General features: G+C 45.6%; 14 protein-coding genes. 7 read left to right on the top strand and 7 right to left on the bottom strand.

Going from position 1 to position 17,853, the window contains the following annotated elements:
* Positions 1-462 precede the first annotated feature (462 nt).
* The 3 genes from JQC93_RS09350 to JQC93_RS09340 all read right to left on the bottom strand — a co-directional run bounded on the left by JQC93_RS09350 (position 463) and on the right by JQC93_RS09340 (position 2,710).
* Entirely contained in the window at positions 463-873 is a 411-nt protein-coding gene (locus JQC93_RS09350; protein ID WP_205158183.1) for a ribosome recycling factor family protein, read from the bottom strand.
* Positions 874-889: 16 nt separating this feature from the next.
* Positions 890-1,537 (bottom strand): PAQR family membrane homeostasis protein TrhA, encoded by a 648-nt coding sequence (gene trhA, locus JQC93_RS09345; RefSeq protein ID WP_205158182.1) that lies wholly within the window; start codon positions 1,535-1,537, stop codon positions 890-892.
* 264 nt (positions 1,538-1,801) lie between these two features.
* Complete coding sequence (locus JQC93_RS09340; protein ID WP_205158181.1) at positions 1,802-2,710, bottom strand: helix-turn-helix domain-containing protein; 909 nt, start codon at positions 2,708-2,710, stop codon at positions 1,802-1,804.
* Positions 2,711-2,955: 245 nt separating this feature from the next.
* Here JQC93_RS09340 and JQC93_RS09335 point away from each other — a divergent pair, with 245 nt between their 5' ends.
* The 5 genes from JQC93_RS09335 to JQC93_RS09315 all read left to right on the top strand — a co-directional run bounded on the left by JQC93_RS09335 (position 2,956) and on the right by JQC93_RS09315 (position 8,003).
* Entirely contained in the window at positions 2,956-4,281 is a 1,326-nt protein-coding gene (locus JQC93_RS09335; protein ID WP_205158180.1) for a glycoside hydrolase family 30 protein, read from the top strand.
* Positions 4,282-4,302: 21 nt separating this feature from the next.
* Positions 4,303-5,286, top strand: coding sequence for a carbohydrate ABC transporter permease (locus JQC93_RS09330; RefSeq protein ID WP_205158179.1), 984 nt, complete (start codon positions 4,303-4,305; stop codon positions 5,284-5,286).
* Entirely contained in the window at positions 5,283-6,110 is an 828-nt protein-coding gene (locus JQC93_RS09325; RefSeq protein WP_205158178.1) for a carbohydrate ABC transporter permease, read from the top strand. Before JQC93_RS09330 ends, JQC93_RS09325 begins: the two co-directional genes overlap by 4 nt.
* Before the next feature lie 27 nt (positions 6,111-6,137).
* A complete protein-coding gene (locus JQC93_RS09320) occupies positions 6,138-7,379 on the top strand; it encodes an extracellular solute-binding protein (protein WP_205158177.1) in 1,242 nt (413 codons plus the stop codon).
* 177 nt (positions 7,380-7,556) lie between these two features.
* Positions 7,557-8,003 carry a DUF3291 domain-containing protein gene (locus tag JQC93_RS09315; RefSeq protein ID WP_205158450.1) on the top strand — a complete coding sequence of 149 codons (447 nt, stop codon included), beginning with the start codon at positions 7,557-7,559 and terminating at the stop codon, positions 8,001-8,003.
* Positions 8,004-8,074: 71 nt separating this feature from the next.
* On the opposite strand, the gene JQC93_RS09310 is transcribed toward JQC93_RS09315, so the two are convergent.
* Together JQC93_RS09310 and JQC93_RS09305 are read right to left on the bottom strand one after the other, a co-directional pair.
* Entirely contained in the window at positions 8,075-10,189 is a 2,115-nt protein-coding gene (locus tag JQC93_RS09310) for a TRAP transporter permease (protein ID WP_205158176.1), read from the bottom strand.
* 125 nt (positions 10,190-10,314) lie between these two features.
* On the bottom strand, positions 10,315-11,319 hold the full coding sequence (locus tag JQC93_RS09305; RefSeq protein WP_205158175.1) for a TAXI family TRAP transporter solute-binding subunit: 1,005 nt from the start codon (positions 11,317-11,319) through the stop codon (positions 10,315-10,317).
* A 161-nt stretch (positions 11,320-11,480) separates the two neighbouring features.
* On the opposite strand from JQC93_RS09305, the gene cobO reads away from it, so the two are divergent.
* Positions 11,481-12,104, top strand: a complete 624-nt coding sequence (cobO, locus tag JQC93_RS09300) for a cob(I)yrinic acid a,c-diamide adenosyltransferase (RefSeq protein WP_205158174.1) — start codon at positions 11,481-11,483, stop codon at positions 12,102-12,104.
* 65 nt (positions 12,105-12,169) lie between these two features.
* Here cobO and JQC93_RS09295 read toward each other — a convergent pair whose 3' ends face one another.
* Both JQC93_RS09295 and udk read right to left on the bottom strand, forming a co-directional pair.
* Positions 12,170-14,524, bottom strand: a complete 2,355-nt coding sequence (locus tag JQC93_RS09295; RefSeq protein ID WP_205158173.1) for an AsmA family protein — start codon at positions 14,522-14,524, stop codon at positions 12,170-12,172.
* A gap of 262 nt (positions 14,525-14,786) precedes the next feature.
* Positions 14,787-15,428: a uridine kinase gene (gene udk / locus JQC93_RS09290; RefSeq protein WP_205158172.1), complete on the bottom strand. Its 642-nt coding sequence runs from the start codon at positions 15,426-15,428 to the stop codon at positions 14,787-14,789.
* A 283-nt stretch (positions 15,429-15,711) separates the two neighbouring features.
* Between udk and metG the strand changes: the two genes are divergently transcribed.
* On the top strand, positions 15,712-17,763 hold the full coding sequence (metG, locus tag JQC93_RS09285; RefSeq protein ID WP_205158171.1) for a methionine--tRNA ligase: 2,052 nt from the start codon (positions 15,712-15,714) through the stop codon (positions 17,761-17,763).
* Positions 17,764-17,853: the final 90 nt, after the last annotated feature.

Raw genomic sequence — 17,853 nt, 5'->3', positions numbered from 1 at the left:
GGATAATAACTAGGACGAAATTAACTTGTAGTACAATAATTCAATAAGGTGATTAATCTCGGAATTTTTTTACTTATTTTTACAATAGAAGTGATCGAGATCTTACCTTTACTTTCCTCTGACAAATACTAACAAAATGAAACATCAGACAATGAAATAGGTCATTAAAAAACAATGACTTACAATCTATCGCGGATATTTCTGGTTATTATTTGAGCTAGCAAATCAATTTCACATTCCGAATGGAAATATATACTTACACTCATTAATATATGGAAACCTAGAGAAATAACACTCAACATTGTTATATTTAAATTATGATAACTACAGTAACTTAAAATAACGCTTCTCTATTAATAAACACATTCAACAACCCAAAAGAAAAGGATAAGTATGTTTTAATTCGACTGCTAGAGAGGCGTACTTATGGCTATTTGTATTATGTAACGTCAACGATTTGTTCTAAATATCATCAAATAGTAACACTGCTCGCCTTGCTTGGGCTTCAGTGCAGTGAGTATTCGCCACCAGTTGGCTAATAGAGGTTGCAGGGTTTTGTTGCAGAAGACGTCTTAACTTCTCTTCCAATGGAACGAGCAGATCTTCATATGGAGCGAGTCCTTGGCGGAGTTTCTTTATTAGGTAAGGTTTATTCTCAATGCTCAAAGTGTCGATTGACTCGATAAACGCATCTACATGAGTTGCAAGCCCTACCAGCTGCCAATGTCGTGAACGACGAACGCGAGCTAATACACAGTGGTGCTGTAGTGCCACCACTTTTAACTCGCGAGCACTTTGCCCACCAATGCGATGCACAAGCGACGGAAGAGCAATAGTGATAGGTTGATTGGGCTGTGAAGGTGAGAGAGTCAAAACACTAATACGCTATTTAATAAACGTAATAATATACCGCAAAGAAGTGACAGGCGCAGCCCGCTAGTACAAAGGCATGCCATATCGCATGGTTATACGGTATCCGCTTAGCCACATAGAAAATCACCCCTAGTGAGTAGATGAGTCCCCCCGCTGCAAGCAGTGCCAATCCACCCGGCTCGAGATGTTTTGCAAGTTGGTAAATCACTATCAGCGACAGCCACCCCATAATCAAGTAGGTGATGAGCGAGGCCTTTTTGAAACGATACACAAACGCTACTTTCATGATCACGCCAATAAGTGCAATGGACCAAATCACTATCATTAACCCAATGGCCAGGGGCGTGCGCAAACTCACCAATAGAAACGGGGTATAGCTGCCGGCAATGAGTAGGTAAATGGCACTGTGATCAAATGTTTTGAGGGCGCGTTTTAAATGTTGATGTGGAATGGCGTGATATAAGGTCGAGGCTAAAAACAGCACTATGATGCTGCCCCCGTAGATACTCATGCTCGCAATAGTCAATGCGTCCGCATTGTTATTAACCGATTTTACCAACAGCATGATCAGCCCAATGATGCCAAGCACCATACCAATAGCGTGCGAAGCGCTGTTTAATAGCTCTTCTTTCGCGGTGTAGTGTGCGGGACTTTTTTCTGTCATTAGGCGCTCTCCTCATCAAAGATCGCCAGTATCGCACATTTCAGCGTACAGGTGTTAGCTGAAATGTGCGAGGTATGAGTGTTGGCAAGTGAAGCTGTTTCAGCTCAATAAAGCATAGCTAACGTTATCGAAACTGCGGCATGAAATCGAGATTAACCTCGATGGTTTCATCTAAAGCGTTTTCTAACACCGTACCAGTCGTCACTAATGGATTAAGGATGAGTGCGCTGGTAATCTAAAGCACGTGCCTGTCACCCTGTAACGCTACCGGTAGTATTGTTGCTCTCGTTCAATATAAGTGTCTTCTTCAGATGGCCTTGTAGGCCCAAGATATTCCGAAGGCAAAGTGGCATCGTAGCTCTTCCTGTAAAGTGCAGGGCTTAATGCATAGCGTTTTTTGAACAATGTAGAAAAGTAAGCGGGATCAAAGTAGCCGACTTGCTCCGCAATGACCGACACTGGCATATCGGTACTGATCAATAAATTCGCGGCTTTAGTTACCCTGACATCCATCTGATAGGTTTTTGGGCTCACCCCGTAGAGCATAATCCAAGAGCGTCTAAAGCTTGAGTACGACAAGCCCATTTGCTCAGCCAGCGTCCAGAAATTTAACGGTTGATGACAATCTTGCTTAATACTCATAGCAAGATCTCGAATGGAACTGATCACTTTATCTTGATGATCCACTTGCTTAGGCATTTTGGATGTCACTAGCAAGGTTTCACATAGCTGTTCAATAACGTCGGCAGGTTGGTTTGAGTCTATGGCGTCAGTGAGCGCTAGTATGCAATTTTCGACCGCGAAAAAGTTATGAATAGGCCAAAACATCTCATCGCTTTGCAAAATGTTTGACGAGCTATAACGACAGAGCTCATTGGGCTCATAGATAAAGTAAAACTCTTCCCATTTACCCTTTTTTAACGGCCCGTACTTACAATGATCGCCGGGCTTTTGAACCAAAACGCAGGGGGCTTTAACAAACACTCGCTGTCCATTTATCTGATAATTGCCTTCACCGGAAATTAAAAACGAAAAGTTAAGCGTGGTGTTGTCGTAGGTGAGAATGAATGGCTTGTTGGGGAAGTACCCAAATTCGACCAGCCCTAGATTGCTTAGGTGACGACGCGCATTGGTAAGCACATGCAAAAAACCGTTGTTATACAGATAACTCATACACTTTCTCGCCCGTTTCTAAGCCGGATTCCCATTTTAGAACAGCTATTGCAATTAGGTTATTAATTCGCCAGCTGACTATCCGAAAATGTGACTGCTCACGCGCAATTGGGGTAAAACCTCCATAGACACGATCTCAATCACATTGAACGATTTGTTAAAGTCGGTTGAACAGTTTCTCTATTAATTTGCCCACAGCTACTAGGTAACATCTAGTTGTGCTTGGATTATTTGGAGAGATGACCATGAAATGGATTAGTTCCACAAAACACAATAAGTGGCAACACAAAACTATTAACACAAGTCGTCCTCCTATCGAAGCAGACTGTCATCTGTTATTAGGTGCTGGCCGAGACCAAGAAATGCTGGGCTTTGGTGGCTGCTTTAACGAATTGGGCCACATCGCGCTGCTCAAACTTAACCCAACAGATCAAGCCGAGCTTCAAAAGCTTCTATTCGATCCCAACTACGACGGTTTACGCTTTAATTTCTGCCGCATGCCCATAGGTGCCAGCGATTATGCAGCGTCATGGTACAGCCACAATGAAGTGGCAGATGATTTCTCAATGGATTACTTTTCAGTAGACCGAGATGAAGAGCATCTACTGCCCTATATCCAGTGGGCAAAAGGCATGAATCCCGATTTAGAACTGTTTGCCTCACCTTGGAGTCCACCTACCTGGATGAAGTTTCCACAGGCGTACAATTATGGTCGTCTGAAAATGGAAGACGCCTACCTCACAGCGTACGCAGACTATTTTGTTCGGTTTATTGAAGAGTATCGACTTCGCAACATCAATATTGCGCAGATCCACGTGCAAAATGAGCCGATGTCTTCGCAGAAATTCCCTTCTTGCGTCGTGACTGGCGACGAATTTGCTCGATTCATTGGCGGCTACTTAGGCCCTGCCTTCGAACGCAATCATATCAACAGTGAAATATGGCTTGGGACGCTTAACGGGCCCGAAGTAGACGAACGTAAATTTTCTTCTAGCTATCACAACTACGCCAACACGGTATTACATGACGCCAATGCCTATAAGTACATACGTGGCGTCAGTTACCAGTGGTGCGGCAAATATGCCATGAAGCAAACCCGCGACAGTTGGCCTGAACTTAACCTCATTCAATCTGAAAATGAATGCGGCGATGGCGAGAACAGCTGGGAGTATGCGCGCTACGTCTTTGATCTTTTCCAGCACTATCTCAGTTTAGGTGCTTATGCCTATGTCTACTGGAACATGATTTTGGAAAAAGAAGGCGAAAGCACTTGGGGATGGAAGCAAAACTCTCTGGTTGTGGTGGACCAAGAAACACAGTCCTATGAGCTTTCCCACGAATTTTACGTCATGAAGCACTTTTCTCGTTACATACAAAAAGGTGCTCATCGCATTGAGCACAGCGGCAGCTTTAGTGCCAGCAGTGTGGCATTTGAAAACCCCGACGGCTCCATTGTCGCGGTAGTGTTTAATCCGCTTGCGCGCGATATGACACTTGAGCTCACCATCAAAGGCACAACAACTTGCTTTGAATTACCGGGTGACTCTATCAATACCTTGGTCATTGAGTAAGCAGCATGGAGAGCGAACGTTATGAAACATTCAGATACTGCCGTTCCAACATCACGCTATGCCAGTCAGCCCGCAGGCAACCTTACCCCTGACAGCAAGTTGGCGAGGCTTCGATTGTGGTTTTATCAACGCAATCAAAGTGGTCGATTAATCACTTTATTGATTTTTTTACCACCGGCCTTAATGCTGTTTACGCTGTTTGTGGTAATACCGCTATTTGAGGCCTCTGTATTTAGTGTCTTTAAATGGGATGGTATTGGTGAGCTTAATCAATACGTCGGCACGCAAAACTATGAAAAAGTCTTGGGGCATCGAATATTCCATGATGCGTTATGGAATACGCTCAAAATTGTCATAGTGTCACTGCTGGTCCAAATACCTCTCGCCCTATTACTGGCACTTGCCATCTATAAACGATCTATGGCCAACACCGTTTTCCGGCTGATTTTCTTTATGCCTTACATTTTGGCAGAAGTCGTTGCGGGGCTTATTTGGAAGTTCATTTATGATGGTCAATACGGCCTGGTTAACAGCATTACAGAAGCCTTTGGTCTAGACAATTACTTTGTCTTAGGCGACAAAGATTGGGCCTTTGCCGCGATATTGCTGGTTATCGTATGGAAGTATTTTGGCTTCCACATGATGATATTTATCGCTGCGTTGCAAGGCATCTCGAAAGATCTCCTCGAAGCGGCCAAAATAGACGGCGCAAATGCAGTGCAAACCACTTGGCACATAAAAATCCCACTGATCCGTCACGCCATTATCTTGTCGCTATTTTTTAGCATCCTTGGTGCACTGCAACTGTTCGATTTGATCATTCCTATGACCAATGGCGGCCCTAGCCACTCAAGCCACTCCATTGTGAGTTACCTATATACCTTCGGTATTAGCCGGATGCGCATTGGCTTTGGTAGCGCTATAGGCGTCATATTGTTCATTGGCTGTGTATTCTTCGCCTTCACTTATCAAAACGCTCTGATGAAAGATAAGGATAAGTTATGACTCAACGACTATTTGGAAACTGGGTTCGATTCTGTTTTTTGATGCTGGCGGTCGGGTTTGTACTTGTGCCACTCAGCGCCGCGGTTTTGGGAGGCTTTAAAAGTCTGGGCGAATTGCAGTCTAACCCCATTGGCGTTCCCAGTGTTTGGGAGTTTGAACACTACGCCAGTGTGTTAAACAACCCTTTTTTATGGCGCTCTATGGTGAACTCGCTGATCATATCGTCGTTTACCTTGCTCCTTACACTGCTAGCAGGTTCGATGACCGCATTCACCTTCTCTCATATTCGGTTTGCGGGACATCGATACATTTTCAGCTATTTCATGTTGGGGATGATGTTTCCATTTGCCACAGGGATCTTGCCGTTATTCATTAAAATACGCGATTTTGGGCTGTTAGACTCACATCTTGGGGTGATCATTCCACAAGTGGCCTTTGGACTGGCGATGGCTATTTTGTTGTTCAAGTCGTTCTTTGAACAGCTCCCCAGTGAACTGTTCGATGCCGCCATTATGGATGGATGCCAATACTACAGCTTCTTTTTTCGCATCGTGCTCCCCTTATCAACGCCCATCTTGGCCACCGTAGGTGTGTTTGTACTGGTCACCAGTTGGAACAACTACTTGCTGCCATTGGTGGTCCTTAATTCAGAAAACTTATACCCATGGACACTGGGTATTATGCAGTACCAAGGCGAATACGCCGTTGAATGGAATAAAGTGCTCGCTTACGTGACGATCACGGTTTTGCCGGCCCTCGCCTTCTTTGTTATCGCTCAGAAATACATTGTTGCCGGACTGACCGGCGGTGCAGTGAAAGGATGAGCGCCTAAACCCCTACAAGGATTCATTATGAAATTAAAATATACAATCACCGCATTGGCGTTAGGTATTGGTCTGAATGCACAGGCAGCGACAACAGAAGTAAAGGTGCTGCACTCAACCAACGAAACCGTTGTAGTCGCAACTTGGGAAGAGCAAGTCGCCAAATTTAACGCAGAGCATGACAACATTAACGTCACCTTTAGCTACCTGGCTGGTGAAGCTTTCAAAACCAAGTTACAAACTCTGTTACTGTCTAAGTCCAAGCCAGATATTATCTATACATGGGGCGGCGCTAATTACACCAACCGCGCTAAGTCAGGACTATTCGCTGACATGACCGATCACCTGCCAACACTGAACGAGCAATTGCCAGCAAGTGCATTGCAAGCCTATATGGTCGATGGAAAGTTGTATGGCGTACCTTCTGTCAGCAAACCAACCACTCTGTATTACAACAAAGATTTATTAGCCAAAGCGAATGTCGCCGAACAAGAGCTGGAAACATGGGAAGGCTTTTTAGGGGCCATTGAAAAACTCAAGGCTGCGGGCATCACGCCTCTGGCATTAGGTGCAAGTGAAGGGTGGCCAGCGCACTTCTACTACAGCTATCTCGCCATGCGTATTGGTGGTCCAGATATCTTCAAAAATGCCATAGAGAATGGTTTTGGCGACCCTGCGTTCCTAGAAGCGGCCGTACAGCTTAAACGCCTAGCCGATATGAAACCCTTCCAAAATGGTTACATGGCTCAAGACACAGGCGCGGCATTTGCGTTATTTGGTAATGGACAAGCTGCAATGCAACTTCAAGGTGTGTGGGGGTATAAAATTCAGCAAGACAACTCCACCAGCAAACAAGGTATCTCCCCTGAAAGTCTGGGTTTAGGACGTTTCCCTGCGGTTGAGGGTGGTAAAGGTGAGCGCGCGGATATTATCTCGGGTATTGATGGTTGGGCTTTCACCAACTCAGCCTCAAACGAAGCCGCTCAATTTGTCGATCAATGGCTCAACGAAGAGAACCAACGTCAACTAGCCAGTGATGCTCTATTATTGCCAATTAACGGCAAAGCGGGTGATGGCATCAAAGAACCAGTGATGTTACGTATGGCCGCGCTGGTACCAGAAAGTACCTATGTTCACGGATTTGTAGACCAAATTCTTGGCGCTGATCTTGGCGGCGCAGTCAATGACGTATCAACAGAGCTCGTCAGTGGCGGGTTAAGTCCAGAAGAAGCTGTCGAACGCTTGCAAGAAGCGTACGATTTCCAGTAGCCAATTAGCGATATCTAATTGCAGTTAATCACTGCTAAATAATCAAGCTGAGCTTAGTGCAAACTAGCTCAGCTTTTTTTTGCTTTGTTCATAATTGCTACAACTTGAGAATCAGTCACTTGGCTAAAATTACGCTATATTGACATGAGTACCCCACTACAAACTGGAGAAACGACAATGCAACTTGCCCAACTCAATGTAGCCTTAGCCAAATACAACTTAGATGCACCAGAAATTGCTGAGTTTGTCGATAATCTGGATACCGTGAATGCAATTGCTGAGGCCAGTGATGGGTTTGTGTGGCGTTTAAAAGATGAGTCAGGCGATGCCACCAATATACAGCTGTTTGACGACCCCAAAATGATCGTGAATTTATCGGTTTGGGAAAATGTAGAGTCGCTTAAAAACTTTATGTTTCGTACTCATCATCGCGACTTTATGCGCCGTAAAAGTGAATGGTTTCACCCACTCCCAGAAGATACTTACGTATTGTGGTGGGTGGAAAATGGTCATATCCCAAGCGCTCAGGAAGCACTTGAGAAACTGACCTATTTACGTGCCAACGGAGACTCACCACAAGCGTTCAGCTTTAAAAGCAATTTTACACCCGAAGACTTAAGGTAAGTACTCACTTTCACTTTAGTGCTAGGTGATATCGCAAATCTAGTTCCAAGTAATGATAAGGCAGCGTGCCGCTATGCTGCCGCTTGCGACAACTTATACCCCCGAGACGTATAGGCAAATATTACAAAAAATACTGCTGCTGCAATCACTCTCACTATCAGTGACATATCTGGCCAAACTAATGCAAGCCCTGCCACCAATAACACCGCTCTAAGCGCGATATTCAGCTCATACTCTAAGTAGCCTTCTATAGCAGCCACAAAACAGTATGTGCCGATAATGGCAAATACGCCCGTGACCATCACCGTTTGTACATTCCAGTTCACCAAACCGCAGTAAGCAATGAGTAGCGGAACCAAATACAAGCCTTTTGCGATTTTCCACGCCATAAGACCGGTGCGCATGGGAGGCGTTTTTGCAATGGTCGCTGCGGCGAACGCCGTCAAACAGACCGGTGGCGTGACATTACTGTCTTGGGACAACCAGAAAATAATCAGGTGTGCGGCCAATAGGGCCAATGCAATCGACTCAGCGCCTAGGCTCTGCTCGAGTAGCATGGTTTTGAAATCCACAGGCACCAGTTCCAGTAGTGCAATGGCATCGATTTCCGACATTGGGCTTGCCAGCAACGCGAGTTTATCGGGTGCAACCAGCATGAAAATGGCTTTTGCGTCTTCGGGTAACGTGCCACTGACCAGCAGCTCTATCAGTTGATGCTCAGCAATCAATTTATACAGCGCGGGTGCCGATAGTGTTCCCAATACAATGTAAGCGGCCGTAACTGGAAGTCCCATACCTAATATGAGAGAAGCCGCCGCAATCAACAACAACATCAGCAGCAACTCACCTTGCGCCCACCCTTCAATCATCAATGAAAAGGTATTGCCAATTCCTGTGGTACTGATGACATTAACCACCAACCCGATCCCGACTAATAATATCGCAGTGGTTGCCATATTCTTAGAGCCCTGCGCCATGGCTTCGACCACTTCTTTGATGCCCATTTTGTAGTCTTTAGAAAACCATGAAGCGACCACGACCGATATGATGGACAAACCGGCGGCATACGTAGGCGTAAAGCCTTGGATCAACAGTGTCACGAGCACTGCCAGCGGAATTAGGTTATGCCACCCTGAAATCAACACCTTACTGAGAGACTGCTCTGATACATCGATTTTTTGTACGCCGCTGCGCTTAGCCTCGATGCGCACAAAGAACGCAACCGACAAGAAGTAAATCAGCGCCGGCATAAACGACACCGCAATGATATCGACATACGGAATTTGCGTATAGGAGGCCATAATGAAGGCACCCGCCCCCATCACTGGTGGCATCAACTGCCCACCGGTTGAAGCGGCAGCCTCCACGCCTGCGGCAAATCGCGAAGGAAATCCCGCTTTTTGCATTAATGGAATACTAATAACGCCCGTTGAAACGGTATTCGCCACACTAGAGCCTGACACTGACCCCATTAAGCCTGAGCCGATCACAGCAATAAATCCAGGGCCACCAATGATCTTCCCAGCAGCGGCGCGCGACACTTTAATGATGTAGTCCCCCACGCCCGATTTCACCAAAAATGCTCCAAACAGTATGAACATGAATACAAAGCTCCAACTGATCCGCGCAATGGGGCCAAACATCCCTTCTGATGAATAAAAACTACGATAAAGCAAAGTCTCTAGGCTCAAACCAGGAAAATGAAATATGCCTGTCGCCCATTTCCCCCAAAGCACCACATAGCTCAAACAGATAACGATCAGCACCGGAATAAACCAGCCCATTGTTCGGCGAATCAATTCAATTACTATGGCTATAGCCAATACTGCAAACACCCAATCGCTGGTAACAAACGACACGCCTCGCGCATACAAAGCGTCTTCTGCTAGGGGGACATAAATCATGCAAGCGATAGCTGCTAGGGCAATAGCACAATCCAGTATTAGGGCTTTGCGACTGTTTTTTAATGAAGGATGAGCGGGATACCAAAGCGCGCACATTACGGCAAAGCCTGCAAAGTGCACCACCGATATGTACAGCTCATTGAGCGTGGAGAAAGTATTAAACCAAATATGAGTGACGGCTAAAAGCACACCAAGTAAGGCAATTGCACGATTAATCCATGGGAAGTCGGTACGGGTTGGCAGCTCAAACTGCTGCAGCTTTTCATTAATGGATTCACTCATTCCTTTGCCTTGACGTTGATTATTTTAGAGATTGGGACTTTTTAGTTTATTGGCGCTCTGTTTACGCTCTTAGCCCAAATGAAAAGGGTCTGCTATTCCCTGCAGACCCATTTTTTGGATTGGTATTACATACCTTTTAATTCAGCAGGAACCGAAATCCCCACTTCTTCATAATAGCGCACAGCCCCAGGGTGAAGAGGCAATGGCAAACCTGCGATGGCTTTTTCTAGCGCCATGGCTTTGGTTGCTTTATGAATACCTTGTAAGAAAGCTAGGTTTTCATAGACCGCTTTAGTCAGCTGATAAACGTCTTCTTCGGTTACGTCGTGACGCACTGCTAAGAAGTTAGGCTGAGCAATAGTGGTGATGGGCTCAGATACGTTAGGGTAGGTATTGGCTGGAATTTCGTATTTGGTCCACAGATTGTAGTTACCGTTGGCTTGTTTAATTTGCTCATCGGTAAAGGATAAGATCTGAATCTCGTCGCCCATAGCTGCAAACGCTTGAGTCACTGCGCCCACTGGCACACCGGCTGGTGTATTCATTCCGTCGATGGTGCCGTTTTGCATGGCACTGGCACTGCCGCCGTACCCCATATGCGCTAAATTGAACCCTTCAGGATCCACGCCAAGTCCTTTCATGATCTGGCGGCCAGAATTTTCTGTACCTGAGTTCTTCTTACCAATAGAGAATTTTTTACCTTCTAAGGCAGCCAAGTCACTCACGGTACCGGTAGTGACATAATCGCTTTTTACAATCAGGTGCTCAACGTTTTGCCACAACATCGATACCGAGCGAAGATCAGTTTGAGGCTCCGAATATGGGCCCTCACCGTTTGCCGCCCAGGCACCATAAAGCCCTTGTAAGATCGCAAATTGAGCCTGATTTTCATTCAGTAGCTTTACGTTCTCACCCGAGCCAGCAGAGCTAATCGCTGACAAAGAGAACTTGTACTGCGGGGTCAGTTTCACTTTACTTAAGGTTGCTAATGCCACTCCCACTGGATAGTACGTTCCCCCAGTCGATGCGGTTGCTAAAATGTAACTGCGATCTTCTGCATGTGCCAATTGCGCGGTACTCATACACGCCAGTGCAACAGCCATTCCTTTTGCAAGGGATTTGATGGTCATGATCTTCTCCATGTCACTAAAAGTTAACAAATTGTAAAATCATTCATAATTATTCGTATTAGCCTTTGGTCTATGCTTTTACTCATTCTCATAAAAAATACACTCGCCACTGCACCTTTTGATGGATATGATGACGTTTTCGGGTCAAATCAGAGAAAGTTATGGTCGATAAGGACATTCGCCAAGACGGCGACGCTAATCAGTCTCGTCACAAACAGCGCCAGCAAAAACTTAAACAACAAGTCGACGAGAAAATCGATGCCGCCCAGCAAGAAAAGGGGCTGTTATTGGTGATCACCGGCAACGGTAAAGGCAAAACTACGGCGGGGTTTGGCACCGTTGCACGTGCGGTAGGACACGGACAGCAATGTGGTGTGGCCCAGTTTATTAAAGGCACGTGGGATAATGGTGAGAAAAATCTACTTGAAAAGCTTGGCGTAGAGTTTCATGTGATGGCCACTGGGTTTACCTGGGAAACACAAGATAAAGAAGCGGATACTCGCGCGGCGTTAGAAGTGTGGGAGCAGTGTGAAGCGATGCTGTCTAATCCAAGTCTGGATGTGGTGCTGCTTGACGAGCTAACCTATATGGTTGCCTATGGCTATGTTGAACTCGACCGAGTGACTCAAGCGCTGTCGCGAAGACCTGCTGAACAGAGCGTTATTATCACGGGGCGTGCTGCTCACCGCACGCTTATCGACATGGCCGATACCGTCTCTGAAGTGAAAAACGTGAAGCATGCGTTTGAATCAGGGATTAAAGCGCGCAAAGGCGTTGATTGGTAAAATGAATACAAAAAAAACGTCTCACAAGGAGACGTTTTTTCTTGATGTAATATTACTCGTCGCGTTTAGTTAAATAGTCCTTTAAGTAGCTTATCAGACAACTTTTTCACTTCGTCATCTTCCGCTTTATCACCCAGCAGTTTTTTCAGTCCGCGCTCGGCTTCTTTCTTGGCTTTCTCTTCCAGTTTGGCTTTATTGCGTTCAAGCTCTTGAGCTTGCAGCGCCGCAAAATCCAAACCAAATTTAGGGTCGGACCATGGACCACGAATCGACAGTGGGATAGTGAGATCTTTAAGATCGTTAATGTCGTCACCCCCTTGTCCTTCTAAAGTGCCCACAATCGAGACTTTGGTCAGTGCATCAATGTTTTGCTGTATGTAATTGGCTTGCCCCTGCGCCGTCACGCGAAGCAGTGGAGATTGCATTGCAAAGTCATCGGTAGTGACATTACCTTTATCAAACTTAAACTCGCCACTAAGTGCACTGAAGTCGGTCTTTTTCACTTCTGACTGATGCGCGGAAGACTGACCTTTAATTTTTGCATAATTGTCACGAATAATCTGCGCCAGATTGATGCCGTTAATCGCACCATCTGTAAAGCTAACATTTGCCACACCAATTAAGTTTTTCATTAAGTTATCAGGTATTAAACTCGACCCACTAAACGTCGTGGTCGTGGTCGCAAGCCCTTCGATTAGATCGGTGTCCGCGACTGCCACTAACAGAGGCTTAGCTTGTACTTTGGTTAACGCAACATCGCCCCTATAAGTTGGCGTAGCCTGCTGAGCATTAAGTGTCGCATTTAGCTTTAATGACCCCTTGTACAACGCTGCTGTAATGGACTTCACTTTTGCTACACCATCGGTAATGGCAATGTCGGTTTTAAGGTTGGTCATCAATATATTCGATGCTTTAAATCGACCAAACTCTGTTCGGCCAGCAACATTGACCTGACTCAATGCCGAAAGATCGGGCTCTTGAGTGACAACTTCTGTAGCGTCTTGCTCCTCATCTGAAGAGCTTTGGGCGGTGTCTTGAGTCGCCGCTGACTCTGCTGATTCCCCTTTTGCCATAAACGCATCGAGATCGACATTATCCGATGTTAGCAAATAGGTAATGTTAGGTACCGCTTGACTGATATCGGCGGCAACATGACCGTTGAACACCATCTCATCGATAGATAATGGTGCAAACGTCACGGTAGATTGACTGCCATTCACATCGTAATCGATGCCACCTTGCCAACTCATGTTCATGGGAGAATAAGGTAAGGTGTCGCCTTGTAGTGTTGAAGTCAGTGACAGCGAATCAAACTTAATGGCCGAATTCGCTTCATCAATCCACAACTGCATCGACAATTGATTATCAAATGACACATCGCTGGCACTGCCTTTTAAAGAGATAGAAACAGGATTGGCAACGTCATAGCCAAAAGTCGGCATCGACATATCAAAGTTTGATATTGAGACACCTTCTCCATTCACATTGGAGGCCATTGAAATATTACGCAGTTGATATTGACTCAAATCGTCCTCAAGCAATAGCTCAAGACCCAACTCAACCTTAACCGTGTTGCCACCGCTGGTTAGCGTGCTCTCAAGTGCCACGGGTGCCCATTGGTTGAGTTCGAATTGATCGATGGTAAGTGTTAACGGACTCACTTCAACACTCGGATCGCGGTAGGTTGACGTAAGTGAAAACGCCTTCAATTGAGGCGAAGCCAATTCTGCATCTAACCACAGTCCAGTGTCTAAACTTGCCGAAAACTGCTGATTGTTATGTGTACCTTCTACAGATAGCGCCAGTTGGCTCCACTTATCAAAACCAAACTCGGTGAGTGTAAGGTTGAAGTTCTCTAAAAACAGGTTTGTGCCCGCCTGGGCGTCGGTGACTTGCAATTGACTGTCAGTAATACTGACGCCCGCAACCTCGATCGTCCAAGGCGTATCCGAGCTTTGAGGTTCGCTAGGGGCTGGCGACTCCACTGACTCTTCGTTGTCAGTTGCTTCGCTTGCTGATTCATCATTGGTTGCAGTGAACGCGTCTAGATTGGTGCGCCCATCGTTAAGCGTTTCTAGAGAAAAAGACGCATTGGCTAGCTCCACTTGCTCAACAAATAGCTGTTTATCAAGCAATGGCAACACCTGAACACCCACACCTACTTTATCTACACTCAGCAATTTTCTATCACTGAAATCCGCGGGATTATCGATGTACATCTTATCAATGGAGAGGCCGAGGCTCGGAAAGAATCGCCAATTAATATCGCCTTCAAGGGTGATCGTCATACCGGTGTTCGATTCAAATTGATCGACAATCAAAGGCTTAAACTGGTTTGGGTTGACTAAAGTGATCAATGCAACAATGGCCACTACCACTACAACGACCAAGCCACCAACAATATAGAGCAGTTTTTTCATTATTTCTCTTCCATGAATCCAGACAGGCAGTTATACCAATCGAAGTAATTAACTGGTCAGAAAATTGCGCCGGAAAAATCGCTAAGAGCAAGGCAAAGATTGCCGTAGATAGTCGTTCTACCTACAAAATCTTTAACACCGCTATTAGCGATTTTAACAAGCAAGAATGACCAGTTAATTGCTTTGGTTGGTATTACATACTAGAACATACCAATAAAAAACTGGGAGCGCGATGGCTCCCAGTGGTTTTCTTATTTGACTCTTAAGAGCGCAACAGTTTTGCAATGTGTGCTTTTAACACATCGATGGCAATTCGGTTTTTGCCCCCTCTTGGTACGATGATGTCAGCGTACTGCTTTGAAGGTTCGATAAACTGCATAAACATTGGTCGAACAGTCTCTTGATACTGTTGCAGCACCGACTCCATTGTCCGTCCGCGATCTTCCACATCTCGCTTAATACGACGCAATAAACAGATGTCTAATGGTGTGTCCATAAATACTGTTGCGTGCATAATATTGCGCAAGCGAGGATCGGTCAGCAATAAAATACCTTCCAGAATAATCACCTTTTTAGGGGTCATAGTAGTGGTGTTTTCGGTACGGGTGTGTTCAGAATAGCTGTACTCTGGCACTTCAGCTGCTTCGCCGGCCACTAGCGCTTCCAAATGCTCACATAATAGATCATGGTCGAGTGCACTAGGGTGGTCATAGTTTGTCTGCACACGCTCTTCCATGCTGAGGTGGCTTTGATCTTTGTAGTACCGGTCCTCGGTGATCACTCCAATTTGTTGGTCGCCCACTTTCGCGCGTAACTCGTTGTAGATGGTGCTCGCAATCAAGCTTTTACCTGATGCTGAAGCACCTGCGATACCCACAATAATACAGTGATTATTTTCAGACATTTTAGGACACCTAACCTATAAAAAATGGAGCTTGCGACCAAAACTGGTCTGGAACAAGCATAAACCCTCTAATTATAGGGAGAGAACTTCCGAGATACCAGTGATCGGATCATGGCTGCTAATTATTTGTACAATTTTTCGCTAATCCTTCAATCCCTGCGCTAAGTCAACGGAAATAGCCACGAAATATCTGCCATTTTCGCAACGATTGTTGGAGTCAAATACCCTTTAAGGTACTATTATCGGCTCATTCCAATTATTTACCGAAAAGCGAATTTAGAGTATGGCAAACGATCCAAGAAAACTTCTGGTCACATGTGCGCTTCCTTACGCTAACGGCTCAATTCACCTTGGTCATATGCTTGAGCATATCCAAGCTGATATTTGGGTTCGTTACCAAAGACTGCGTGGCAATGTTGTAAACTTCATCTGTGCAGACGATGCCCACGGCACGCCTATTATGTTAAAAGCACAACAGATGGGGATCACGCCAGAAGAGATGATCGCAGCGGTAAGTGAAGAACACCAAAAAGACTTTGCTGGCTTTGATATCAGTTTCGATAATTATCACAGCACCCATTCAGAAGAAAACCGTGAATTGGCGTCTCACATCTATTTGCAACTTAAGCAAAATGGGTTTATCTCCAGCCGCACCATCTCACAGCTGTTCGACCCTGAAAAAGAGATGTTCTTACCAGATCGTTTTGTAAAAGGTACTTGCCCAAAATGTAAGTCAGAAGACCAATACGGCGACAACTGTGATAACTGTGGTGAGACCTACAGCCCAACCGAACTGATCAATCCAAAATCAGCGGTATCGGGGGCAACGCCGATCATGAAAGATTCTGAGCACTTCTTCTTTGACTTGCCACAGTTTGAAAGCATGCTGAAAGAGTGGACTCGCTCTGGCTCGCTACAAACCGAAACCGCAAACAAAATGCAAGAGTGGTTCGAGTCTGGACTGCAGCAGTGGGACATTTCACGCGATGCACCTTACTTTGGGTTTGAAATCCCTGGCGAGAAAGACAAGTTCTTCTACGTTTGGCTAGACGCACCGATTGGCTACATGGGCTCGTTTAAAAACCTGTGTGACAAACGTGATGATCTAGACTTCGATGAATACTGGAAACAAGATTCAAGCACCGAGCTTTATCACTTCATTGGTAAGGACATCGTCTATTTCCACAGCCTATTCTGGCCTGCCATGCTTGACGGTGCGGGTTACCGTAAACCAAATAATGTCTTTGTTCACGGTTACGTTACCGTTAACGGTGCAAAAATGTCTAAATCAAAAGGGACATTTGTCAAAGCAAGCACTTACTTGAACCACCTGGACCCAGAATGTCTACGTTACTACTACGCTGCAAAACTTAACAGCCGTATTGATGACCTAGATCTTAACCTTGAAGACTTTACTCAGCGCGTAAACGCCGATGTGGTTAATAAAATTGTTAACCTTGCTTCTCGTAACGCTGGCTTTATCAGCAAGCGGTTTGAAGGCAAATTGTCAGCGACCTTTACCCAGCCTGAGCTTTACGCTGAGTTCGCAGCCGCTGCCGAACGCATCGCGGAGATGTATGAGTCTCGCGAGTTTAGCCGTGCGATTCGCGAAATCACTGCCTTGGCAGATAAAGCGAACCAGTACGTCGACGAAATGGCACCTTGGGTTGTTGCCAAGCAAGAAGGTCAAGACCAACTGCTGCAAGAAATTTGCTCGGTGGGTATTAACCTATTCCGCGTTTTGATGACTTACCTCAAGCCGGTAATGCCTGAACTTGCGTCTCGCACTGAAGCGTTCTTAAACCAAGAGCTCACTTGGGATGCGATCAGTGAGCCACTTGTTGATCATGAAATCACTAAGTTTAAAGCGCTGTTTAATCGCATCGACCCGAAAAAAGTCGAAGCCATGATCGAAGCGTCAAAAGAAGACGCTGCGGTTGAGAAAGCGGCAGCCGAAAAAGCGGTGCAAGCAGAAACCGAAACAGAACTGAGTAAAGACCCAATCGCAGATGAAATTGAGTTTGATGATTTCGCTAAAGTGGATCTGCGCATTGCCAAAATTGTCGAGTGCGAAGAAGTGCCAAAAGCCAACAAGCTGTTGAAGCTTGTGCTGGATATCGGTGGCGAGACACGCCAAGTGTTTGCTGGTATTAAGTCGGCGTACAAGCCGGAAGATTTAATCGGTAAACATACCGTTATGGTCGCCAACCTGAAACCTCGTAAAATGAAGTTTGGTATGTCTGAAGGTATGGTACTTGCCGCGGGCCCTGGTGGTAAAGATCTGTGGATCCTTGAGCCGCACGAAGGTGCTCAACCTGGAATGCGCGTAATGTAAGTCGCACTCAAACGAACAAGGCCATGTATACAATACATGGCCTTTTTTTGTATCTAGTCACCAGCAGACTCAATTTTAGTCAGTGTTTCT

Source organism: Vibrio ulleungensis, assembly GCF_016900875.1.
GTDB lineage: Bacteria > Pseudomonadota > Gammaproteobacteria > Enterobacterales > Vibrionaceae > Vibrio > Vibrio ulleungensis.
The sequence above is the reverse complement of the archived record's forward strand: the minus strand, read 5'-3'. Positions and strand labels throughout refer to the sequence as shown.

Bases quoted from the DNA above. Each gene is read 5' to 3' on its own strand.
- trhA (WP_205158182.1), bottom strand. From the start codon at position 1,537: ATGACAGAAAAAAGTCCCGCACACTACACCGCGAAAGAAGAGCTATTA.
- JQC93_RS09340 (WP_205158181.1), bottom strand. From the start codon at position 2,710: ATGAGTTATCTGTATAACAACGGTTTTTTGCATGTGCTTACCAATGCG.
- JQC93_RS09335 (WP_205158180.1), top strand. From the start codon at position 2,956: ATGAAATGGATTAGTTCCACAAAACACAATAAGTGGCAACACAAAACT.
- JQC93_RS09330 (WP_205158179.1), top strand. From the start codon at position 4,303: ATGAAACATTCAGATACTGCCGTTCCAACATCACGCTATGCCAGTCAG.
- JQC93_RS09325 (WP_205158178.1), top strand. From the start codon at position 5,283: ATGACTCAACGACTATTTGGAAACTGGGTTCGATTCTGTTTTTTGATG.
- JQC93_RS09320 (WP_205158177.1), top strand. From the start codon at position 6,138: ATGAAATTAAAATATACAATCACCGCATTGGCGTTAGGTATTGGTCTG.
- JQC93_RS09315 (WP_205158450.1), top strand. From the start codon at position 7,557: ATGCAACTTGCCCAACTCAATGTAGCCTTAGCCAAATACAACTTAGAT.
- JQC93_RS09310 (WP_205158176.1), bottom strand. From the start codon at position 10,189: ATGAGTGAATCCATTAATGAAAAGCTGCAGCAGTTTGAGCTGCCAACC.
- JQC93_RS09305 (WP_205158175.1), bottom strand. From the start codon at position 11,319: ATGACCATCAAATCCCTTGCAAAAGGAATGGCTGTTGCACTGGCGTGT.
- cobO (WP_205158174.1), top strand. From the start codon at position 11,481: ATGGTCGATAAGGACATTCGCCAAGACGGCGACGCTAATCAGTCTCGT.
- JQC93_RS09295 (WP_205158173.1), bottom strand. From the start codon at position 14,524: ATGAAAAAACTGCTCTATATTGTTGGTGGCTTGGTCGTTGTAGTGGTA.
- udk (WP_205158172.1), bottom strand. From the start codon at position 15,428: ATGTCTGAAAATAATCACTGTATTATTGTGGGTATCGCAGGTGCTTCA.
- metG (WP_205158171.1), top strand. From the start codon at position 15,712: ATGGCAAACGATCCAAGAAAACTTCTGGTCACATGTGCGCTTCCTTAC.